The organism is Nocardioides xinjiangensis (assembly GCF_017916385.1).
GTDB lineage: Bacteria > Actinomycetota > Actinomycetes > Propionibacteriales > Nocardioidaceae > Nocardioides > Nocardioides xinjiangensis.
In genome coordinates, this window is record NZ_JAFMSW010000001.1 from 2,062,643 (window position 1) to 2,084,382 (window position 21,740).

Genomic DNA, 21,740 nt, shown 5'->3' on the forward strand with positions numbered 1-21,740 from the left:
ATGCACACGAAGTCCTAGGAGGACGCGCATGACGGGGATCCTGCCCGCGGTCGTGAAGCCGGAGCTCGAAGGTGGCAACCTCGTCCTGGTCGTCGTCGTCGCCCTGATCGCGCTCGGCGCGCTCGGGATGGCGGCGATGTTCAGGTCGCAGGTGTTGGCCGCCGGTGAGGGCACCGACAACATGAGGACCATCGCCCAGGCCGTTCAGGAAGGCGCCAACGCCTACCTGCAGCGGCAGTTCCGCACTCTCGGGATCTTCGCCGCGGTGGCGTTCGTGGTCCTGTTCGCACTGCCCGCAGACGACGTCACCGTCCGCATCGGCCGCTCGATCTTCTTCCTGGTCGGCGCCGGCTTCTCCGCCGCGATCGGCTACCTCGGCATGAGCCTCGCCGTCCGCGCCAACCTGCGCGTCGCGGCCGCCGCCGAGACCGAGGGCCGCGACCCCGCCATGACCATCGGCTTCCGCACCGGCGCCTTCGTCGGCATGGCGACCGTCGGCCTCGGCCTCCTCGGCGCGAGCGTCGTCGTGCTCCTCTTCGAGGACGAGGCGCCGCACGTCCTGGAGGGCTTCGGCTTCGGTGCCGCGCTGCTGGCCATGTTCATGCGCGTCGGCGGCGGCATCTTCACCAAGGCCGCCGACGTCGGCGCCGACCTCGTCGGCAAGGTCGAGCAGAACATCCCCGAGGACGACCCCCGCAACGCCGCCACCATCGCCGACAACGTGGGCGACAACGTCGGCGACTGCGCCGGCATGGCCGCCGACCTCTTCGAGTCGTACGCCGTCACGCTGGTCGCCGCGCTGATCCTCGGCGCCGCGGCATTCGGCGACAAGGGCCTGGTCTTCCCGCTGCTGATCCCCGCCATCGGCGCCCTGACGGCCGTCGTCGGCATCTACATCACCAAGCCGAAGGCCGGCGAGAACGGCCTCACCACGATCAACCGCGCGTTCTACATCTCCGCGGCCATCGGCGCCGTGGCGTCGGTCGTCCTGTCCTACCTCTACCTGCCCGGGGAGTTCGCCGGCTTCGGCGAGGACTTCGCCGGCATCGACGGCGACCCGCGCTTCATCGCCAGCGCCGCCGTGGTGATCGGCATCGTGATGGCCGCCGGCATCCTGGCCCTCACCGGCTACTACACCGGCACCGAGCACCGCCCCGTCAAGGACGTCGGCAAGACCTCGCTCACCGGACCGGCGACGGTCATCCTGTCGGGCCTGAGCGTCGGCTTCGAGTCCGCGGTCTACACGACGCTGGTCATCGGCGCGGCCGTGTTCGGCGCCTTCCTCCTCGGCGGCGCGACCCTCACCGTGTCGCTGTTCGCCGTCGCGCTCGCCGGCTGCGGCCTGCTCACCACCGTCGGCGTCATCGTCGCGATGGACACCTTCGGCCCCGTCTCCGACAACGCCCAGGGCATCGCGGAGATGTCGGGCGACGTCAGCGAGAACGGCGCGCAGATCCTCACCGAGCTCGACGCCGTCGGCAACACCACCAAGGCCATCACCAAGGGCATCGCGATCGCCACGGCCGTGCTCGCCGCGACCGCCCTGTTCGGCTCGTACGCCACTTCGGTCGCCGACGCCCTCGTCGAGTCCGGCTCCACCGAGGTCCTCGACTTCCAGGTGTACAACCCGGCGGTCCTCGTCGGCGTGCTGCTCGGCGCCGCCGTGGTGTTTCTCTTCTCCGGCCTCGCGATCAACGCGGTCGCGCGCGCGGCGGGCGCGGTGGTCTTCGAGGTGCGCCGCCAGTTCCGCGAGATCCCGGGGATCATGGAGGGCACCGGTCGCCCGGAGTACGGTAAGGTCGTCGACATCGTCACCCGCGACTCGCTGCGCGAGCTGGTGACCCCGGGCATCCTGGCCGTGATGGCGCCCGTCGCCGTCGGCTTCGGCCTCGGGGTGACGGCGCTGGCCGGCTTCCTCGCCGGTGCGATCGGCGCCGGCACCCTCATGGCCGTCTTCCTGGCCAACGCGGGAGGCGCGTGGGACAACGCCAAGAAGCTCGTCGAGGACGGCCACCACGGTGGCAAGGGGTCCGACGCCCACGCCGCGACCGTCATCGGCGACACGGTGGGCGACCCGTTCAAGGACACCGCCGGCCCGGCCATCAACCCGCTGATCAAGGTGATGAACCTCGTCTCCCTGCTCATCGCGAGCGCCATCGTCTCGATGAGCGTCGGCAAGGACGAGAACGACGCGCTCCGCGTGGTCATCGCCCTCGTCGCGGTCGCGATCATCACCGTGGCGGTGGTGCTCTCGAAGAAGCGCGACGTCGCCATCGCCGACGAGGAGCCGGCAATCGGCAGCACGCTCTGACCCCCGCTCCGCCACGTACGACGTCATGGCGGCCGGTCGCCCGAGGCGACCCGGCCGCCATGGCGCTTCCCGGACCCGGTACGGCCGCGCCGGACGCCCGGACGCCCGGACGCCCGGACGCCCGGACGCCGCCGCCCGGCACACCCCGGCTCCCCTCGACATGGCTGCAGCCCGCTCGCGCGTCGCCTGAGAGGCTGGTGCCATGAGCACCGACGTCGCCGCCCCGCTCCGCGAGGCGCTGCTCGCCGCCGACTTCACCTACGACCGCGTCGCGGAGGCGCTCGGCGACGACGCCCACCGCGCACTCGGCCGCAACGAGACCCTGCCGGCGCTGCGCCGTACGGCCTCGGGCCGGCCGCTCGACACGCTGGTCCGGCTCTTCCTCCTGCAGACGACGGTCACCCGCGAGGCGGCCGACCGCGCGCTCCCGGGGCTGGTCGACCGCCTCTGCAACGCCGGTCTGCTCGAGCAGAGCGTCAGCGAGGTGGCCGCGCGCACCGACTGTCGTCCCTACGCCACGTCCGGAGACGAGGACCGCGACCTCTGGGTGGTCTCCGACCTCACGCCCGGCCTCGACGGCGCGCCCGTCGCCGTGGGCCCCGACCACGTCCTCGGGATCTCGAGCGCCTCCACGAGCCTGGCGCAGCTGACCATGCGCGAGCCGGTCGCCCGCTCCCTCGACCTCGGCACGGGCTGCGGGGTCCAGGCGCTGCACCTGGCCGCGCACTCCACGGCCGTCGTCGCGACCGACGTCAACGAGCGCGCGCTCTGGATGACGCGGCTCAACGCCGAGCTCAACGAGGTCGAGGTCGACGTGCGCGGCGGCTCCTTCTTCGAGCCGGTGGCAGGGCAGCGGTTCGACCTCGTCACGACCAACCCGCCGTTCGTGATCTCGCCCGCGACCGGTGAGCGGCTGGTCTACCGCGACTCCGGGCTGCCGGGCGACCGCGTCGTCGAGCACATCGTCCGCACCGGCCCCGACCACCTCACCGACGGTGGCTGGCTGCAGGTGCTGGCCAACTGGGCGGTCGTGGAGGGCCGCCCGTGGGACGAGCGCCTCGCCTCGTGGCTGCGCGCGGACTGCGACGCACTGGTCGTGCAGCGCGAGACCCTCGACCCCTCGGCGTACGTCGAGCTGTGGCTCAAGGACAGCGGGCACCACGGCGGGCCCGACTACGCCCGGCGCTACGACACCTGGCTGTCGTGGCTCGAGGAGTCCGGGATCCGGGGCGTGGGCTTCGGCTGGGTCAACGTCCGCCTCGGCGGTGCCGGGCACCACGAGCTGCTCGAGTGGCCCTACGACGTCGAGCAGCCGATCGGTCCGGCGGTCCACGCCTGGGGCGAGGCCGTCACCGAGCTGCGCGGGCTCGCCGACGGCGACCTGCTCGGCACGAGGCTGCGCGCCCGCGAGGACGTCCAGCAGGAGACGGTGGGGCGTCCGGGCGCCGAGGACCCCGAGGCGATCGTCCTGCGGCAGCACCGCGGGTTCCGGCGCGCGCGCACGGCGGACACGGTCGAGGCCGCCCTCGTCGGCGCCTGCGACGGCGACCTCACCCTCGGCCAGATCCTGGGTGCCCTGGCGGCGCTGCTCCAGCGCGACGAGGCCGAGCTGCGGCGTACGTACCTGCCGGTGGTGCGCGAGCTGGTCGGCGAGGGCTTCCTGGGCGTCTGAGGACCGCGGCCGGGACCAGCGGGCCGGCTGATGACGCGCAGGAGATTGGGTACTGCGGCGCCATGACGATGCGACGACCAGAAGCACTGTCCACCCTCAGGCGGGCCGCCGAGCTCTACGGCGACGTGGTGACCGCCTACGTCGACGTGAGCCGGGCCAGCGAGACCGGCGCCCGGGAGGTGGAGCTGCGAGCGGACAACGTCCGCCGCGAGCTCCTCGAGTCCGGGGCCGCCGAGGACCTCGTCGAGACGGTGGTCGCCAGGCTGACCGAGCCGACCGGCCACGGCGGCGACGCCTCCCGCGTCGTCGTCGCGCACGACGGCACCCTCGTCACCGACCTCGTCCTGGCCGGTGCCGTGGCGGGTCACCAGCACCACGGGCCCGTCGCGCACCTCCTCGAGCTGGCGCGCGCCATGAGCGACGACGTGCGCTACGCCCTCGTCCGCGTCGACCACACCGGCGCCGACATCACGCTCGCCAGCACCATCGGGGCCGTCGAGCGGGAGCTGACGAGCGAGGGCGACCACGACGTGCTGCACAAGGTCAAGGGCGGCGGCTGGTCCCACCGGCGCTTCCAGATGCGGGTCCAGGACTCGCAGGACCAGAACGCCGACACCGTCGCGCGCGACCTCGACAGCCTCCTCACCAAGGAGCGCGTGGACCTGGTGCTCCTCACCGGCGAGCCGTCGGCGGTCTCCCGCGTCAGCGAGAGCGCCGGCCAGCAGGTCTCGGAGCGGCTCCAGGTGCTCGAGCACGGCGGCCGGGCCGAGGGAGCCGACGACGAGCAGCTCGACGAGGAGGTGGCGGCGGCGGTGCAGCGGTGCCGGAGCCTGCGCATCGACGAGGTGCTCGACCGGCTCGGTCCCGCCGACGCACCGAAGGCCATCGGCGTCGGGGAGACCCTCGAGGCGCTGCGCCGCGGCGAGGTCGAGACCCTGATCCTGCAGGACGGGGCCCTCGACGACCGTCGGGCCTACGCCGGCCCGGACCCGATGCTGCTGGCCACCGACCCCGAGGAGCTGCGCTCCCTCGGCGTGGAGGAGCCCGCGGCCGAGCGGCTCGACGAGCTGCTCCTGCGGGCGGCGATCGCGCAGGACGCCGACCTGCTGCCCCTGCATGCGCCCATCGGCGCCCTGCCCGACGGCGTCGGCGCGGTGCTGCGCTTCTCGTCGCGCCCCGATCCCCGACCCAGCACCCGTGACGACGGAGAGGACCTCTGATGGCCGAGTCCCACATCAGCGACGAGCTCTGGCAGGAGTTCCACGAGGTGGTCAACATGACCTCCCGCGAGCTCTCCGACTGGCTGCGCACCGACGCCACCCAGGAGGACGGCCAGCTCGTCGAGCCGGACAGCGTCCTGCCCGAGCACGAGGTCGGCACGCAGGTGGTCGCCATCCTCGGCAAGCGCCGCACCGATCTCACCCCCGACGACGTCGACACGATGCAGCAGGTGGTCGACCAGGTGCGCACCATCCGGGGCGACGAGCCCGAGCCCGAAGCGTACGACGACGACCTGCGCCGGACGCTGATGCTGTTCGGCCACGACCCGCTGAAGCCGGCGGGCGCCTGACCGGAGGTCCCCCGGTCAGGCCCCGACACCCTGGCCGGGGGACCCCGCCCACTTGTGTCGGCAGGCGAGCAAAAGTCGTCCGGTCGTTGACGTGACCGTCATCACCTGCCTACGTTGCTAGTCGCTCCTCACATCTCGGAAACAGGAGAACCCTCGATGACCCACCCCCTCCGCACAGGGCTGGTGGCCGCCGCCGGCGCCGCCCTCTGCCTGCCGCTCCTCGCGGCGACCACCGCGACTCCCGCGGCCACCGCCCACGAAGGGCACGCCGACACCGCCCCGCCGCCCGCCAAGGGGGCGTTCCAGAAGGTCACCCTCAACGACCGCCCCGGTGAGCCCGTGGACCTCGCCGTGCTGCCCAACGGCGACGTCCTGCACACCACGCGCGCCGGCGTCATCTGGCACAACGACGCCAAGACCGGCGTCAACAGCATCGCGGGCCGGATCCCGGTGTACCTCCACGACGAGGAGGGCCTGCAGAGCATCGCCCTCGACCCGGGCTACGACGGCAAGAAGAACAAGTGGATCTACCTGTACTACTCGCCGCCGCTCGACACCCCGGCCGACGACCCGGCGACCGAGTCCATCAACGAGGGCGACGCGCCGGAGACCGGCACGGCGGCGGACTTCGCGCGCTACAAGGGCTTCCTGCGGGTCTCGAAGTTCCGCTACTCGGGCGGCCAGGTCAGGCTCGGCACGGAGCGCAAGGTGCTCGACGTGCCGGTCGACCGCGGCATCTGCTGCCACGTCGGCGGCGACATCGTCTTCGACTCCAAGGGCAACCTGATCCTGTCCACCGGTGACGACTCGAACCCGTTCCAGTCCGACGGCTACGTGCCCCTCGACGAGCGGGCCGACCGCAACCCCGCGTTCGACGCCCAGCGGACGTCGGCCAACACCAACGACCTGCGCGGCAAGATCCTGCGGATCAAGCCGAAGCCCGGCGGCGGCTACACGATCCCGAAGGGGAACCTGTTCAAGAAGGGCACCCCGAAGACGCGCCCGGAGATCTACTCGATGGGCTGGCGCAACCCGTTCCGCATCGAGATCGACCCGGTCACCGACGACCTGTGGGTCGCCGACTACTCGCCCGACGCCAAGAAGCCCAAGGCCGACCGCGGTCCCGCCGGCCACGGCAAGTGGGCGGTCGTCGACGAGCCCGGCAACTACGGCTGGCCCTACTGCGCGACCGCGCGGCTGCCGTACAACGACTACGACTTCGGCACCGAGAAGAGCGGCAAGAAGTTCGACTGCGCGGCCCCGGTGAACACGTCCGTCCACAACACCGGCAAGCGCAGGCTCCCGCCGGTCGAGCAGCCGGAGGTCTGGTACAGCTACGGGAAGTCGAAGAGGTTCCCCGCGCTCGACAAGAAGGACGGTGGCATCGGCCCGATGGCCGGCCCCGCCTACCAGTTCGACCGCAGGGACACCCTCGGCCGCAACCCGGTCGCCTGGCCCCGGCGCTACGACGGCACCCCGCTCTTCTACGAGTGGACCCGCGACTACATCAAGGGCTTCCACGTCGACGGCGCGAGGGTCGGGATCGAGGACGTCGTCCCGGGCATCGTCACCGACAACCCGATCGACATGGAGTTCGGCCCCGACGGCGCGCTCTACGTCCTCGAGTACGGCGACGGCTACTTCGCCGAGAACCCCGACGCCCAGCTCTCCCGCATCGACTTCATCGGCAAGGGCGGCAACCGCAGCCCGGTCCCGGCGATCGAGGCGGAGCCGACGGCCGGCCGCGCGCCGCTGACCGTCGCGTTCTCGAGCAAGGGCACCAAGGACCCGGACGGCGACAAGAAGCTGCGCTACGCCTGGGACTTCGACGGTGACGGCAAGGTCGACAGCCGCAAGGCACGGGCCAGCTGGACCTACACCGAGGACGGCACCTACCGCGCCAGCCTCCGCGTCACCGACCGGGGCGGTCGCCGGGCCTCGACCGACGTGGACATCGTCGTCGGCAACCAGGCGCCGGAGCTGGAGTTCGTCACCCCGGTGGCCGAGCAGCCGTTCCGCTTCGGCGACACCGTGGCGTACGAGGTCAAGGTGACCGACGACGACCCCGTCGACTGCAGCCGGGTCACCGTGACCTACGTGCTCGGTCACAACACCCATGGGCACCCGCAGTCCACAGCCACCGGCTGCACCGGCTCCTTGGTGACCACGGTGCCCGGCGGGCACGACCCCGCGACCGACGACCTCTCCGCCGTCTTCGTCGCGGAGTACACCGACGCGGGCTCCCAGCCCGGTCTCAGCGGATCGGCCGAGGTCGTCCTCGAGCCGGCCGGCTGAGCACCGACATCCACGCAAGTCCCCGGAGAAACCCCCGAGAAATCCCGAGAAACCCAGGAAGTAGGCACACATGTGTTTCGGATATGACGGCGACGCCGCGCTGAGCGAGTCGCTGGAGCGAAAGGGCGCCAGCCGACGCGGCCTGCTGCGTGGCGCCGTGGCGGGTGCGGCCGGTGCGGCCGTGGTCGGTGCCGGGTCGCCGGCCCTCGCCGCCCACCCGGGCAAGGGCAGGGGCAACGGCCACGGGCGGAAGCGGGAGGTCCCCACCGACCTCATCAGCATCCAGCTCTACACGCTGCGCGACGCGATGAAGACCGGCGACAGCGTCCGGCGGCAGCTCGACCAGCTGGCGAAGTTCGGCTACGAGCGTGTCGAGCGGGCCGGCCTCTACCCGGACGCCGGCATCGACACGGCTGCGAAGCTCAAGGCCGAGTTCGACGCTCGTGGCATCTGGGCCTCGTCGAGCCACGACGGCATCAGCAGCAACGCCTCCGCCCTCAACAAGAAGCTCGACGACGCCCAGACGTTCCGTCAGAAGTACATCGTCGTGCCCTACCTCAACTCCAACAACAAGAGCGACTGGCAGAAGTGGGCCGCGCAGATGAACACCGAGGCGGCCGCCGCCCGGCGTCGCGGGCTGCGCTACGGCTACCACAACCACGCCCACGAGTTCACGATCGAGTTCGCCGACGGCACGACGCCGTGGGAGGTGCTGATGTCCGAGCTCGACCCGAAGCTCGTGCACCTCGAGGTGGACCTCTACTGGGCGTACACGGCGGGCGTGAACCTCGGCGTGTCCGACCCGCTGGCCTTCGCCAACCAGGTCATCCGCACCTCGCCGCTGAAGGTCCGGCAGTACCACGTGAAGGACCGCCACGGCGCCGACGCGGCCGTGCTCTACAAGCAGCAGCCCGGCGACATGGCCGACCTGGGCCTGGGGGTCATCGACTTCCGGGCCATCTTCAAGAAGCACCAGGTCGAGGAGTACATCGTCGAGAACGACACCCCGGACTTCTCCCCGGCGGCGACCGCCAACACGGGGTTCCGCTACCTCGAGGGCCTCGAGTTCTGACCCGTACGCCAGCCTGACGCGCTCGGGCCCCACGTCCTCGCGGCGTGGGGCCCGAGCCGTGTCCGGCGGCTGGGCGCGAGGGCCCTGTGGACCGCGCGGCGTGGAGATATGGGCAGGTGGCGCTACGGTTGCGGCGCTGAGCAACATCGCAGCAGCAACAAGAGGGAGCACACCAAGTGGCAAAGCTCGTGATCGTCGAGTCGCCTGCGAAGGCCCGCACCATCGGCGGGTACCTGGGCAAGGACTACGTCGTGGAGTCCTCGATCGGTCACATCCGCGACCTGCCCAACAACGCCGCGGACACGCCGGCCAAGATCAAGGACAAACCGTGGGGTCGGCTGGCCGTCGACGTCGACAACGGCTTCGAGCCCTACTACGTCGTCCCTCGCGACAAGAAGAGCCACATCTCCAAGTTGAAGAAGCTGGTCAAGGAGTCCGACGCGCTCTACCTCGCCACCGACGAGGACCGCGAGGGCGAGGCGATCGCCTGGCACCTGCTCGACGAGCTCAAGCCGCCGAAGGGCCTGCCGGTCCACCGGATGGTCTTCCACGAGATCACCAAGCCCGCGATCCTCGCTGCGGTCGAGAACCCGCGCGAGATCAACGACGACCTCGTCGAGGCCCAGGAGGCGCGGCGCATCCTCGACCGGCTCTACGGCTACGAGGTCTCGCCCGTGCTGTGGAAGAAGGTCATGTCCGGCCTCTCCGCGGGCCGCGTGCAGTCGGTGGCGACCCGCCTCGTCGTCGACCGCGAACGGGAGCGGATGAAGTTCCGCGTCGCCTCCTACTGGGACCTCGACGCCACCTTCGACGCCGGCACCGGCCACGACCCGCGGATGTTCCCCGCCCGGCTCCACTCCGTCGACGACGTCCGGGTGGCCCGCGGCTCCGACTTCGACAACACCGGCGAGCTCAAGCGCGGCGAGCGCGTCCACCTGTCCCGTGCCGACGCCGAGGCGCTGGCCGCCGGCCTCGCCGAGACGACGTACGACGTGCGCTCGGTCGAGTCCAAGCCCTACCGCCGCTCGCCGTACGCGCCCTTCCGCACCACCACGCTGCAGCAGGAGGCCAGCCGCAAGCTCGGCATGAGCGCGAGCGTGACCATGTCGGTCGCGCAGCGCCTCTACGAGAACGGCTTCATCACCTACATGCGCACCGACTCCACGACGCTGTCGGACGCGGCGGTGGGTGCCGCGCGCGACCAGGTGCGCGAGCTCTACGGCGCGGAGTACCTCCCCGACGCGCCGCGGACCTACGCGTCGAAGGTCAAGAACGCCCAGGAGGCGCACGAGGCCATCCGCCCGGCCGGCGAGACGTTCCGCACGCCGGCGCAGACGGGCCTGTCGGGAGAGCAGTTCCGGCTCTACGAGTTGATCTGGATGCGCACCGTCGCCTCGCAGATGAAGGACGCCACCGGCAACTCGGTCACGATCCGCCTCGGCGGCGCCGCCGCCGACGGCCGTGACGTCGTGTTCAGCGCGAGCGGCCGCACGATCACGTTCCACGGCTTCCTCAAGGCCTACGTCGAGGACATCGACGACGCGTCCAAGCGCCGCGACGACGCCGAGACCCGGCTGCCGAACCTGACCGAGGGGGCCGCGGTGTCCGCCGCAACGCTGACGCCGGAGGGCCACGAGACCAAGCCGCCGGCGCGCTACACCGAGGCGACGCTGATCAAGGAGCTCGAGGACCGCGAGATCGGCCGCCCGTCGACGTACGCCTCGATCATCGGCACCATCCTCAACCGCGGCTACGTCTACAAGAAGGGCACGGCGCTGGTGCCGGCGTGGCTGGCGTTCTCCGTGGTGCGGCTGCTGGAGGAGCACTTCCCGCGGCAGGTGTCCTACGAGTTCACCGCGTCCATGGAGGACGTGCTCGACGAGATCGCGAGCGGCCGGCGCGACCGCGCGACCGAGCTCGCCGAGTTCTACTACGGCTCCACCGACGTCACCGGCCTGAAGACCCTCGTCACCGAGCTCGGCGACATCGACGCCAAGGAGATGGCGACGTTCCCGATCGGCGAGCCGGAGGACGGGATCAACCTCCGCGTCGGGCGCTACGGGCCCTACGTCGAGGGTCCCGGGCCCGACGGCGGCGACGCCGCGCCCGTGCGCGCCAACGTCCCCGACGACCTGCCGCCCGACGAGCTCACCGTGGCCAAGGCCAAGGAGCTGCTCGCCAACCCCGCCGGCGAGGAGCAGGTCGTCGGCACCCACCCCGACACCGGGCTGCAGATCGTCGCCAAGAACGGCCGCTTCGGTCCCTACGTCACCGAGGTGCTGCCCGACGACGCGCCGAAGTCGGCCAAGCCCCGCACCGGCTCGCTCTTCTCGTCCATGTCCCTCGACACGGTCACCCTCGAGCAGGCCGTGAAGCTCCTCGACCTGCCGCGCATCGTCGGCGTCGACGACGACGGCACCGAGATCACCGCGCAGAACGGCCGCTACGGCCCGTACCTGAAGAAGGGCACCGACTCGCGCTCGCTCACCAGCGAGGACCAGATCTTCGACATCACCCTCGACCAGGCCAAGGCCATCTACGCCCAGCCCAAGCAGCGCGGGCGCGGCGCGGCCACCCCGCCGCTGAAGGAGCTCGGCAACGACCCCGTCTCCGGCCAGCCGGTCGTGGTGAAGTCGGGCCGCTTCGGCGAGTACGTCACCGACGGCGAGTACAACGCCACGCTCCGCAAGGACGACACCGTCGAGTCGATCACCCTCGAGCGTGCGGCCGAGCTGCTCGCCGAGCGGCGCGAGCGCGGCCCGGCCAAGAAGGCGGCCAAGGGCGCGAAGAAGGCCCCCGCCAAGAAGACCGCCGCGAAGAGGACCGCCGCGAAGAAGACCGCGACCAAGAAGACGGCTGCGAAGAAGACCGCTGCGAAGAAGGCCTGACCGGCCGCCTGACCGGCCGCACCGATCGGGCCGGGCTGGGCCGGGCTGGGCCGGCGTCCGTCAGCAGACGGGCAGGCCCTCGTCCTTCCACGCCCGGAACCCGCCCACCAGGTCGGTCGCGCGGTGCACCCCGAGCCGGCGGAGCGTGGCGGCGGCGAGGCTGGAGGAGTAGCCCTCGTTGCAGACCACCACCACGTGCAGGTCGTACGCCGCCTCCGGCAGCCGGGCCTCGCACGCGGGGTCGAGCCGCCACTCGAGCACCGTCCGCTCGACCACGAGCGCACCGGGCAGGCCGCCCTCGCTGACGCGGTTGGCCTCGGGGCGGATGTCGATGAGGACGGCACCGTCCTCCTGCGCCTGCAGCGCCTCGGTCGGCGAGAGCCGCACGAGGTCCGCCCGGGCCTCCGCCAGCAGCTCGTCGATGGTCATGGGTCCATCCCAGCGTGGCCGCCGGTGCGGCCGCCACGCCCGAGGAGGCGGGCGGTGGCAGCAGCCGGACTCAGCTCGACGTGACCGCGGTGCCCTGCCGGGCGTCCTTCAGCTCGAGCAGCGCGGCATGAGGTCCATGGCGCGCCTCAGAGCGCGATCGCCCGGTTGACCCAGGTGGACGCGACCTCCATGCCGACCTTCTCGTAGAGACCGCGGGCGCCGGCGCGGGTGTCGGTCGAGAGGTAGCACCGCACCGCTCCGTGCTCTCGGGCTCGGGCGAAGGCGTCGACGAGCATCGCCGGCGCCAGCCCACGGCCCCGGTGGTCGGGGCGGACGGCGATGCGGGCGACGTACGCACCCTCGCCTGCGAGGAACACGTGCGTGGCACCCACGACGCGGCCGTCGGGTGCGGCGAGGAGGCGCAGGTTCCAGGGCTGGTGGCCCGGACGGCCCCACACGCGGGCGCCGAAGTCCTCGAGGCTCATCCGCTCCCGCTCCGACCACTCGAGGAAGCAGTCCTCCAGCAGCGTCCAGACGATTTCGTGGTCGGACTCCTCGGCATTGCGGATCGCGAAGCCGTCGGGCAGCGGCCGGGCGGCGACCTCGCGCTCGGGCGGCAGCTCGAGGTCCCACGCGGTCCAGCGCACGGCGTAGCCGAGGTCGGCCATCAGCCGGTCGGCGGCGCTGCCCTCGGGCACCTGCGTGCCGATGCGCGCCGAGCCGGCCGCCCGCGCCCTATCCTGCAGCCAGTGGGCGAGGGCGGTGCCGATCCCGCGGCCCTGGTGGTCGGGGAGCACGGCCGTGTAGGCAACGTCGGCGTCGCTGTGGTCGGCGTAGGCGACGAGCCGGTCGCCGTCGAAGACGCCGATCGTGCTGGCGGTGATGTCATAGCTGGGCCGCTGCCAGTCGGCCACCACGTCCTCCACGGTCATCTCGGACTCGCCGAGGTCGACGACCTCCTCCGCGGCGATGACGGCGTGGACCGCCTCGGCGTCGGCGAGGGTCAGGGGACGGGTGCTGAGGCCCGCGGGCAGGCCGTCGATGGTGGTCATGGCAGCAGTGTGCGGCCCGGACCTTGCGGATCGCTTGCGGCTGGTCGCAGACCGTCCACCCGCCCCGGGCGCGAGCGGGCTCACCGCGCATCCCTGTCCCTCCGCGCCCGTAGGGTGTCCCCGTGAGCGCAGGAGTGTTGTCGGAGCGCGGGCTGTTCGTCTGCTTCGAGGGAGGCGAGGGGGCCGGCAAGTCCACGCAGTCGCGCCTGCTGCACGACTGGCTCCTGGAGCGGGGCGAGACCGTGCTGCTCACCTTCGAGCCGGGGGACACGTCGGTCGGCAAGGAGCTGCGCCGCATCGTGCTCGACCCGGCGACCGGCGACCTCTCCGACCGCACGGAGGCCCTCCTCTACGCCGCCGACAAGGCCGAGCACGTCGACCACGTCGTGCTGCCCGCCCTCGCCCGCGGCGAGGTGGTGATCACCGACCGCTACGTCGACTCCACGCTGGCCTACCAGGGCGCCGGGCGCACCCTCGACGTCGGCGAGGTGGAGGCCGTCGCCCGGTGGGCCACCGGCGACCTGCGCCCGCACCTCACCGTCGTGCTCGACCTCGACCCGGAGGCGGGCCTCGACCGCCTCTCCGGGCGCGACCGCATCGAAGGGCAGTCGCTCGCCTTCCACCAGCGGGTCCGTCAGGGCTTCCTCGACCTCGCGGCCGCCGACCCCGAGCGCTACCTCGTCCTCGACGCGCGTGCCCCCGTCGACGAGATCGCGGGGTCGATCCGCCAGCGCGTCGCGCCCCTGCTGGAGCGGTCGTGACCACCGCGAGCGCCACTGCCGGCGTCTGGTCCGGGCTCGTCGGCCAGCGCCCGACCATCGAGGTGCTGCAGCAGGCGGCGGGGGGTCACGGCATGACCCACGCCTGGCTCGTCACCGGTCCCCCCGGCTCCGGCCGCTCCAACGTCGCCCGGTCCTTCGCCGCCGCGCTGCAGTGCGAGCAGCGCACCGGGTGCGGCCGGTGCGAGGCCTGCCGGCTCGGCATGAGCGGCTCCCACCCCGACATCACGTGGGTCAGGTCCGAGACATCGGTCCTCTACGTCGACGACATGCGCGACCTCGTGCAGTCGGCCGCGAAGTTCCCCGCCATCGGCCGCTGGCAGATCGTGGTCATCGAGGACGCCGACCGGCTCGGCACCCCGGAGAACCCGCGCACCGGCAACGCGCTGCTCAAGGCGATCGAGGAGCCGACGCCCCGCACGGTCTGGCTGCTGTGCGCCCCGACCGTGCGCGACGTGCTGCCGACCATCCGCTCGCGCTGCCGTACCCTGACCCTCGCCACACCCGGCACGGAGGACGTCGCGGCCTTCCTCGTGCGCAACGAGGGGGTCTCCGAGACCCTGGCCGGCTTCGCCGCCCGCGCCAGCCAGGGGCACATCGGCCGGGCGCGCGCGCTCGCACTGGACGAGGAGACCCGTTCGCGCCGGCGCGAGGTGATCAGCATCCCGGCACGGCTCACCTCGCTCGGGTCGTGCATGACTGCGGCGACCAACCTCGCCGAGCTCGCCAAGGAGGAGACCGAGGCGATCACGGCCACGGCCGAGAGGCGCGAGCTCGAGGAGCTCCAGTCCATCTTCGGCAGCGAGCGCAAGGACCTCGCCAACCGGTCCTACCGGGCCGCGCTCGCCGGGCTGGAGAAGCTGCAGAAGCAGAAGGCGAAGCGTCGGGTGCTCGACGTGATCGACCGCGCGCTGATGGACCTCGTCTCGGTCTACCGCGACGCCATCGCGCTCTCGGTCGGCGCGCCCGGCGTGCTGGTCAACGAGGAGCTGCGCGGCGACGTGGCACTGGTGGCCCGCGCCGCCTCGCCGGAGCAGCTGCTGCGGATGATCGACGCGATCTTCACCGCCCGCGAGCAGATGCTGGAGTTCAACGTGCCGCCGCAGCTGGCGCTCGAGTCGATGACGGTCGCCCTGCGGCTGCCCGGAGGTCGCTGATGCGCAGGCTCCTCGCGCTCCTGGTCGTCTTCGCGCTGGCGGTGACCGCCTTCGTCGCGGTCGGGCTCGCCATCCAGGGCGGCGGCCGCGACGCCGCCGACACCTCGGACGCCCCGCCGACCCCGTCGCCGACGACACCGCCGCCTGCCGCCGTGACCGAGGCGCCGGACCCGTCGTTGGCCGACTTCTACTCCCAGCGCATCGACTGGCAGCCCTGCGAGCGCGACGAGGCGCAGGACTGCGGCTTCCTCACGGTGCCGGTCGACTACGCCGACCCCGCCGGCGACACGATCGAGCTCGCCCTGCTGCGGGTGCCGGCGAGCGGGTCGCGCGTCGGCTCGCTCGTGGTGAACCCTGGCGGCCCCGGCGCCCCCGGGACGTCGTACGCCGCGCTGGGCCGGCAGGTGTTCCGCGAGCCGCTGCTCGACGCCTTCGACGTCGTCGGCTTCGACCCGCGCGGCGTCGGCCGGTCGGCGCCGGTGGACTGCCTCAGCGACGCCGAGCTCGACGCCTACCTCGCCGGCGACCCCACGCCCGACACCCCTGCCGAGCAGGCCGACCACCGCGAGGCGGTGCTGTCGTTCGGCGAGCAGTGCGCGGAGGGCTCGGGACCGGTGGTCGGGCACGTCACGACGACCGAGGCCGCCCGCGACATGGACGTGCTGCGCTCCGCGCTCGGCGAGGAGCAGCTGGCCTACTTCGGCGCCTCCTACGGCACCAAGCTCGGCGCCACCTACGCCGAGCTCTTCCCCGAGCGCGTCGGCCGGTTCGTGCTCGACGGCGCGGTCGACGTCTCCCTCGACGCCCGGCAGCTGGCGCTCGAGCAGGCCACCGGCTTCGAGACCGCGCTGCGCGCCTACGTCCAGAACTGCCTCGACTCCACCGACAACTGCTTCCTCGGCGACACCGTCGACGAGGGCATGGCGACGATCTCCGGGCTGCTCGAGGAGATCGAGCAGCAGCCGTTGCCGGCGGGCGAGCGCGAGCTCACGGTGGGCAACGCGTTCTACGGCATCATCACGCCGCTCTACAACCGCGACTACTGGTTCCTCCTCAGCACTGCCCTGGCCTCGGCCCTGGAGGGCAAGGGCTCGGCGCTGATGAACCTCGCCGACGCCTACGCCTCCCGCAACCCCGACGGCAGCTACGCCGACAACTCGGTCGAGGCGAACTACGCGATCAACTGCCTCGACGACCCCACCTCGGTGCCCTTCGCCGAGGTGCCGTCGCTCTTCCCGGCCTTCGAGGAGGCGTCGCCGACCTTCGGCCGGGTGTTCGCGTGGGGGATGACCGGCTGCCGCGGCATCGAGGTGACCTCGCGCGAGGAGCCGTTGACGATCCGGGGCGAGGGCGCGGCGCCGATCCTGGTGCTGGGCACCAGCCGCGACCCCGCGACGCCGCTGAGGTGGGCGGTGGCACTGGCCGAGCAGCTCGAGTCGGGCGTGCTCGTCGAGCGCGACGGCGATGGCCACACGGCGTACAACGCCGACAACGCGTGCATCGACACCGTCGTGGAGGACTACCTCATCGACGGGGCCGTGCCCGACGACGGGACGACGTGCTGACCTGACGTCGCGCGTTGCCCGGGCTCGGGGTCCTTCCGCCGGCGGCGGCCTGCGTCATACGGGTCGGCGCCTATTGGTACGCGTTCGTATGACGCTGCGGCGGCGGGCCGGGCGACGTCATACGGACCGGCACCTATTGGTGCGGCTTCGTATGACGCTGCGGCGGGGGGCTGCGCGGGCGTCATCCGGACCGGCACCTATTGGTACGCGTTCGTATGACGCTGCGCGGTGGGCCGGGCGACGTCATACGGACCGGCACCTATTGGTACGCCTTCGTATGACGCTGCGGCCGGCCGGCCGGCCGAGGGGCGGGGGGCTGGGCGGCGTCATACGGACCGGCACCTATTAGTACGCGTTCGTATGACGCTGCGGCCGACCGGCCGACCGGCTGGCCGGCCGAGGGGCGGCGGGGCCGGCCCTCAGCAGCCGGCCGGCCCGGCCGCAGTCAGCCCTCGAGCGCCGCGTCGAGCGTGATGTCGACGGCGGCGAGCGCCTTGCTGATCGGGCAGCCGACCTTGGCCTTGTCGGCGGCCTCCTTGAAGCCGGCCTCGTCGAGGCCGTCCACCTCTCCGCGGACGGTGAGCTTGATGCCGGTCAGCTTGTTGCCGCCGGCCTGCTCGTCGGGCCCGAGTGTCACGTCGGCGTTGATGTCGAGCGCGTGCACCGTGCCGCCCGCGTCGCCGACGATCTTCGACAGCGCCATCGCGTAGCAGGCCGAGTGCGCCGCCGCGACGAGCTCCTCGGGGCTGGTCGTGCCGTCTGCGGACTCGGCCGCGCGCTTGGGGAACGAGACGTCGTAGGTGCCGACACCGGAGCTGGTCAGCTCGACCTGGCCGGAGCCGTCCTGGAGGCCGCCCTTCCAGGCGGTGCGTGCGGAGCGAGTGGGCATCGTGTCTCCTGTGTGACGAGGCGGGATGTCGGGTCGTCCTCGAACCTAGCCGGTGCCTCCCACCCCGTGATTTCTGTCCGGATGAACGTCGTCCGTATACTCGCCCGCGGCCCTTCGAGCAGCGCTCCCGGGCCACGCCGCCTTAGCTCAGTCGGTAGAGCGAATCACTCGTAATGATTAGGTCGTCGGTTCGATTCCGACAGGCGGCTCCACCTCCGGGCCCTGACCTGCCGGTTTGCTGGATCAGACTGGTTCTAGGCTCTCAATGGGCCCGCTGGTCCCGGTGATATCCCGGTGAATGCAGTCCTCGTCGGGGCTTCGCTCGGCGAAGGAACGAGGGCCGCGACGTGGCCAACTCTGGTCCCGGGTAGACGCGGAGGTGGTCAATCAGGTCCACCGGCAAGGCAGATCCCTTCACGGACCGCGGCGAAGCGCTCGAAGACCGCACCAGAACCCGTCACGCCCCAACATCTGCGAACAGCGGCAAGTGCCTGCGCTCCGCTGTCAGGACCGGAGTCCCGTCGTACTGCGAGGGCGGATGCGCCTGAACCCGAACGGCAGGGTCGTGGCGATGGCGAAACGCCGTATGCGGCGATCGCCGCGCGGGGTTTGTTGATCGGCACTATCCTGACGGCGTGGCGGCGGAGGAAGTGATTGCTGACTTCGCGACGCCGCCCGTCGTCGAGGTGGTCACCGCAGTTCGCTTCAGCCCCATGCGGCAAGAGACGTTCTTGGCCTTCGCGTCGTTCTGGCGGGACACTTGGAGGGACGACTTCCCTGGCTTCGAACTTCAGGGACCATACGAGTCCCCGGTCGAGCGGTTCTCGGACGGCGCACCGCAGGCACCGACCCTCTCCTTCGAGTTTCCACCGGTGATGCTGCTCCCTCGCGTCTGGGCGTCCTCGGCGGACGGTCAGCACCTACTGCAAGTGCAGCGCGACTGGTTCGCGGCGAACTGGCGGCGTCATGGCGGCGTTTCGGACGTGACCTATCCCCACTGGCCCGCCCGCCGGACGGAGTTCAAGCAGCGGTGGGCCGAGTTCAGCGGCTGGTTGGAGGCCCAAGGCGAGACGCCGGATTCCATCCAGTGCGAAGTGACTTACATCAACCACATCGCGCCCGTCGAAGGCATCTGGAGTTCTCACGGCGAAGTTGCACGTGTCCTTCCGGGGCTATCTGTCGGGGCCGACCTGCCTGTCCGAGCAGAGCAAGCGGCGTTGCGCTCGCAGTATGTTGTCGACGCCGAAGGCGACCTCCCGCAAGCGCGTTTACACGTGTCGTTGACGCCTGCCTTCGGCGGACCGGGGGAACCGAAGCCCATCTATGTCCTGGAACTGACCGTGCGTGGAGCACCCGCCTCTGACGGCGACCTCGGAAAGTTCGGAGACAGGGCACGGCGTGTGATTGTTGAGTCGTTCATCTCTATAACCAGTTCCGAACTTCGAATGGCTTGGGGACAGAAATGACAGTGGCACCCGTCCGCTCCTCGTCCGCCTGGTCTGTCGCGGAGCGCATTGACCTACCCGTGCGAGCGGCATCGGCCGACCTTTCCGTTGCAGCCTCGTCGCGTCACCTCAGGCAGGCTGACTTCCGTCCGCTCGACAACAGGTCTGCAGCCTGGCTCCCGGACGTAATCGCTCGCATCAACTACCTGATCTCGGAACTCGGACAGACTTTCGCGCCGCGACCCCTACAGGCGCTGGTGCAGGTGCTTGCAGACTCAATCTGGGAGGGCACTCCAGCGCCCACCGTTGCACCGGCTGGTGAGGGCGGTGTTGCGGTCGAGTTCCGGGGCCGCTCGGTGGAACTGCAGATTGAGGTTGATTCCGATGGGGCGGCGACTGCTTACGCGGCGCAGCGAGGAATCTCGGAGTGGGAAGGACCGTTCAGCGATATGCCGGACGGTGTCGAGAAGTGGGCGTGGAGACTCGCTCAGGACTCGCTCTGACACAGGGCCATGCCAGAGAGTTCGTCGCTTCGACCCCTCGTTGATGACCCGAGTATCTCGGACGACGACTTTGTGCTGAGGGTGGTCAGCCCGGCGTTCTTCGATGGCGACACGTTGCAGAGCCGAGCGTTCCAAGATCAATCCGCTGGCGTGGCGGCCTCCTTCGGCCTGGCCGGTCCTTGTGCGTCCGTCAATCTGCAGTCTGTGTGGGAGGCACACGGGGGGAACGTGAACGCGCTACTAGAGGCCTTCGGGCCGGGTTCGCGCATCGCTCAGGTTGCGGTTCGAGACCTCCGGAATCTGGTGAACTCCCTCGACCAGCCCATGCCGCAGGGAATCATGTCCGACCCGCGTCCAGACGCGCCGTGGCATGCGGTGATGTTCTCCCTGGCCGGTGGAAACCGCTCGAAGGGCGCGATGCGCGCCGTCGTCGAGGTGGCGCACTGGTTCACGTAACACTCCGCTCGTCTTCGATGAGACGCCCACTCGACGCAGCAACGGCTGGGAATCCTGCCCAGTGGTCCGGCGCGGTTACGAGTATCTCGGCCGAGGTTGGTGTGGTCGGTGTTCGGTCACCGTCCGCGACTGCAACGACTAGATGAGAGCGCTTCTTGCAGACCACTCACGACCCTGCACCCGAACGAACGCAGGTCGTTCAGAGCGCGTGGTCAGGCGGCTGGGTCGGCATAACGTGCGGCCAGACGGTCTTCTTCATCCGGTGCCGCGTTCGGGTCCCACGTGCCGAAGAGGCGCTCCAACACGTGGCTGGAGTCAGGCGCGACCTTCGCGCGTGCGATGTAGTGCCGCTGGGTGATCGTTTGCGCGCGCCCGAGACTGCCCTTATGGCCGAGTTGTGCCCCGGCTGCATCCGCGGTGACGGACCGTGCGAGCAGCGTCGCCACGCTACGGCGGAGGGTGTGAGGGCTCGTTCCTGCCAACTCCGCGATGTTGGCGGTTGCCCTTCGCAGGTCGCTGCGCACGTTGGCCGGTTCGCGCAGCCCCCCGGTGCGTGTCGCGAAGACTGTCTCGTCAGCGGACACCGTCCGTGTAGCAATGAGCCTCTCGTACCTTGCCTCCAAGATTGCGACCAGTGCGGGCGGCAGGTAGAGGATGCGGTCGGAGTGGTCCTTGCACCACGGCTGTCGGTACGTCTTCGTGATGGTCGGCTTGCGGGCTTCGATGAGTGTGCCGCGCAGGAAGGTCGACGGCTCGATGTCGTCGAGGTCGAGGTCCATCCACCTCACGGCGAGTACCTCGCCAGGCCGGGCGGCGGTCCCAAGCGCAAACGCCACAATCTCGGCGAGGTCAGGACCGGGCCTCCGTTTGGCACCAGGGACCCCGCGATTCGAAGGTTCGAGCAGGTGCCGCAGACGGAGGCACCGCTGCAGGCTGAGCGCCTCAACCTCTTTGGCCTCGTGCTTCGTAGGTGCGACCCGGGACATCGGGTTCTCCCGCAGCGCACCGTCGTCAACCGCCAATTGCAGCATCTGATTCAAGACCGTTCGTGCTTGGTCGGTCTTCCCTCCGGCGTTCTCGATGCCGGACAGCCACGCTTGGAGGGTGGCGCGGGAGCACTCGCCGAGGCGCAACGAAGCAATACCTCGTTCGCGGCCCTGGAGGACCCACTTGCCGTCAACGCGCGTCTTACGCTCGCCGAGGATGGCGGTGCGGAAGGTCGCTTCCATCTGAGCGAGCGAGGAGGCGCCAAGGTCACCGGCCGTATTCAGCAAACCGATCTGTTCACGATGAGCGAGCCAGTGCTGGCCGAGCCGCTCGACGGTCCAAGTCGGCTTGATGGTGTCCCCCGCTGCCACCGAGGGAGTAGCGGCCCAGTCTGCGAGCGCCTTATCGATCGCCCGTTCGGCGGCAGCCTGCCCCGACGCCCTTCGCTGCAACTCCGCGTACGAGCCGTCGAGCCGACGAACCCGGACACGTGCAACGACGTAGGACTTCCCCTTCCCTGGCTTCGGGTCGAGGTACTGCTTTCCTTTGTGCGTCTCGACTGCTCGCACACGCCGCTCGGCTCCCGCTGGTGCCGCAGGGAAGGCAGGGAACACTTCGGTCGCCTCCGTGGCGTCGACGGCAGGGGCACATCCTTCGACCCACCACTCGG

At 70.8% G+C, this 21,740-nt stretch carries 16 protein-coding genes and 1 tRNA gene; 13 read left to right on the plus strand and 4 right to left on the minus strand.

What is annotated here, in order from left to right; all coding sequences use genetic code 11:
* Positions 1-28 precede the first annotated feature (28 nt).
* The 7 genes from J3P32_RS09735 (at position 29) to topA (ending at position 11,808) form a co-directional block, all read left to right on the plus strand.
* Positions 29-2,311 (plus strand): sodium-translocating pyrophosphatase, encoded by a 2,283-nt coding sequence (locus tag J3P32_RS09735; protein ID WP_210439578.1) that lies wholly within the window; start codon positions 29-31, stop codon positions 2,309-2,311.
* 202 nt (positions 2,312-2,513) lie between these two features.
* Positions 2,514-3,983 carry a DUF7059 domain-containing protein gene (locus J3P32_RS09740; RefSeq protein WP_210439579.1) on the plus strand — a complete coding sequence of 490 codons (1,470 nt, stop codon included), beginning with the start codon at positions 2,514-2,516 and terminating at the stop codon, positions 3,981-3,983.
* A 62-nt stretch (positions 3,984-4,045) separates the two neighbouring features.
* A complete protein-coding gene (locus J3P32_RS09745; RefSeq protein ID WP_210439580.1) occupies positions 4,046-5,203 on the plus strand; it encodes a baeRF2 domain-containing protein in 1,158 nt (385 codons plus the stop codon).
* A complete protein-coding gene (locus J3P32_RS09750) occupies positions 5,203-5,553 on the plus strand; it encodes a DUF3140 domain-containing protein (protein WP_210439581.1) in 351 nt (116 codons plus the stop codon). Before J3P32_RS09745 ends, J3P32_RS09750 begins: the two co-directional genes overlap by 1 nt.
* A gap of 156 nt (positions 5,554-5,709) precedes the next feature.
* On the plus strand, positions 5,710-7,848 hold the full coding sequence (locus tag J3P32_RS09755; protein ID WP_210439582.1) for a PQQ-dependent sugar dehydrogenase: 2,139 nt from the start codon (positions 5,710-5,712) through the stop codon (positions 7,846-7,848).
* Between the two features lie 70 nt (positions 7,849-7,918).
* Positions 7,919-8,920, plus strand: a complete 1,002-nt coding sequence (locus J3P32_RS09760; RefSeq protein WP_210439583.1) for a sugar phosphate isomerase/epimerase family protein — start codon at positions 7,919-7,921, stop codon at positions 8,918-8,920.
* A gap of 176 nt (positions 8,921-9,096) precedes the next feature.
* Entirely contained in the window at positions 9,097-11,808 is a 2,712-nt protein-coding gene (gene topA, locus J3P32_RS09765) for a type I DNA topoisomerase (protein ID WP_210439584.1), read from the plus strand.
* Positions 11,809-11,868: 60 nt separating this feature from the next.
* Here the strand turns inward: topA and J3P32_RS09770 are convergent, their stop codons facing one another.
* Together J3P32_RS09770 and J3P32_RS09775 are read right to left on the minus strand one after the other, a co-directional pair.
* Complete coding sequence (locus tag J3P32_RS09770; RefSeq protein WP_210439585.1) at positions 11,869-12,237, minus strand: rhodanese-like domain-containing protein; 369 nt, start codon at positions 12,235-12,237, stop codon at positions 11,869-11,871.
* A 146-nt stretch (positions 12,238-12,383) separates the two neighbouring features.
* Positions 12,384-13,289, minus strand: a complete 906-nt coding sequence (locus tag J3P32_RS09775) for a GNAT family N-acetyltransferase (protein WP_210439586.1) — start codon at positions 13,287-13,289, stop codon at positions 12,384-12,386.
* 122 nt (positions 13,290-13,411) lie between these two features.
* Here J3P32_RS09775 and tmk point away from each other — a divergent pair, with 122 nt between their 5' ends.
* Genes tmk through J3P32_RS09785 form a run of 3 tightly spaced genes read left to right on the plus strand, consistent with a single transcriptional unit; the run spans position 13,412 to position 16,790 of the window.
* A complete protein-coding gene (gene tmk, locus J3P32_RS17810) occupies positions 13,412-14,050 on the plus strand; it encodes a dTMP kinase (RefSeq protein WP_307861645.1) in 639 nt (212 codons plus the stop codon).
* Positions 14,047-15,225, plus strand: coding sequence for a DNA polymerase III subunit delta' (locus J3P32_RS17815; protein WP_307861646.1), 1,179 nt, complete (start codon positions 14,047-14,049; stop codon positions 15,223-15,225). Before tmk ends, J3P32_RS17815 begins: the two co-directional genes overlap by 4 nt.
* Positions 15,225-16,790 carry an alpha/beta hydrolase gene (locus J3P32_RS09785; RefSeq protein WP_210439587.1) on the plus strand — a complete coding sequence of 522 codons (1,566 nt, stop codon included), beginning with the start codon at positions 15,225-15,227 and terminating at the stop codon, positions 16,788-16,790. The genes J3P32_RS17815 and J3P32_RS09785 overlap by 1 nt, the downstream gene beginning before the upstream one ends.
* Positions 16,791-17,235: 445 nt before the next feature.
* Here J3P32_RS09785 and J3P32_RS09790 read toward each other — a convergent pair whose 3' ends face one another.
* Positions 17,236-17,679: an OsmC family peroxiredoxin gene (locus tag J3P32_RS09790; protein ID WP_210439588.1), complete on the minus strand. Its 444-nt coding sequence runs from the start codon at positions 17,677-17,679 to the stop codon at positions 17,236-17,238.
* 136 nt (positions 17,680-17,815) lie between these two features.
* Here J3P32_RS09790 and J3P32_RS09795 point away from each other — a divergent pair.
* The 3 genes from J3P32_RS09795 (at position 17,816) to J3P32_RS09805 (ending at position 20,083) form a co-directional block, all read left to right on the plus strand.
* Positions 17,816-17,891 (plus strand) — tRNA-Thr (locus J3P32_RS09795).
* A gap of 423 nt (positions 17,892-18,314) precedes the next feature.
* The gene (locus tag J3P32_RS09800; RefSeq protein WP_210439589.1) at positions 18,315-19,145 is read left to right on the plus strand and encodes a TIGR04255 family protein; all 831 of its coding nucleotides are present in this window, start codon (positions 18,315-18,317) and stop codon (positions 19,143-19,145) included.
* Positions 19,146-19,699: 554 nt separating this feature from the next.
* A complete protein-coding gene (locus J3P32_RS09805; protein WP_210439590.1) occupies positions 19,700-20,083 on the plus strand; it encodes a hypothetical protein in 384 nt (127 codons plus the stop codon).
* A 212-nt stretch (positions 20,084-20,295) separates the two neighbouring features.
* On the opposite strand, the gene J3P32_RS18470 is transcribed toward J3P32_RS09805, so the two are convergent.
* Entirely contained in the window at positions 20,296-21,639 is a 1,344-nt protein-coding gene (locus tag J3P32_RS18470; RefSeq protein ID WP_210439591.1) for a tyrosine-type recombinase/integrase, read from the minus strand.
* Positions 21,640-21,740: the final 101 nt, after the last annotated feature.

Bases quoted from the DNA above. Each gene is read 5' to 3' on its own strand.
- J3P32_RS09760 (WP_210439583.1), top strand. From the start codon at position 7,919: ATGTGTTTCGGATATGACGGCGACGCCGCGCTGAGCGAGTCGCTGGAG.
- J3P32_RS09735 (WP_210439578.1), top strand. From the start codon at position 29: ATGACGGGGATCCTGCCCGCGGTCGTGAAGCCGGAGCTCGAAGGTGGC.
- J3P32_RS09750 (WP_210439581.1), top strand. From the start codon at position 5,203: ATGGCCGAGTCCCACATCAGCGACGAGCTCTGGCAGGAGTTCCACGAG.
- J3P32_RS09790 (WP_210439588.1), bottom strand. From the start codon at position 17,679: ATGCCCACTCGCTCCGCACGCACCGCCTGGAAGGGCGGCCTCCAGGAC.
- J3P32_RS09745 (WP_210439580.1), top strand. From the start codon at position 4,046: ATGACGATGCGACGACCAGAAGCACTGTCCACCCTCAGGCGGGCCGCC.
- J3P32_RS09785 (WP_210439587.1), top strand. From the start codon at position 15,225: ATGCGCAGGCTCCTCGCGCTCCTGGTCGTCTTCGCGCTGGCGGTGACC.
- J3P32_RS09770 (WP_210439585.1), bottom strand. From the start codon at position 12,237: ATGACCATCGACGAGCTGCTGGCGGAGGCCCGGGCGGACCTCGTGCGG.
- J3P32_RS09775 (WP_210439586.1), bottom strand. From the start codon at position 13,289: ATGACCACCATCGACGGCCTGCCCGCGGGCCTCAGCACCCGTCCCCTG.
- J3P32_RS09755 (WP_210439582.1), top strand. From the start codon at position 5,710: ATGACCCACCCCCTCCGCACAGGGCTGGTGGCCGCCGCCGGCGCCGCC.
- J3P32_RS09740 (WP_210439579.1), top strand. From the start codon at position 2,514: ATGAGCACCGACGTCGCCGCCCCGCTCCGCGAGGCGCTGCTCGCCGCC.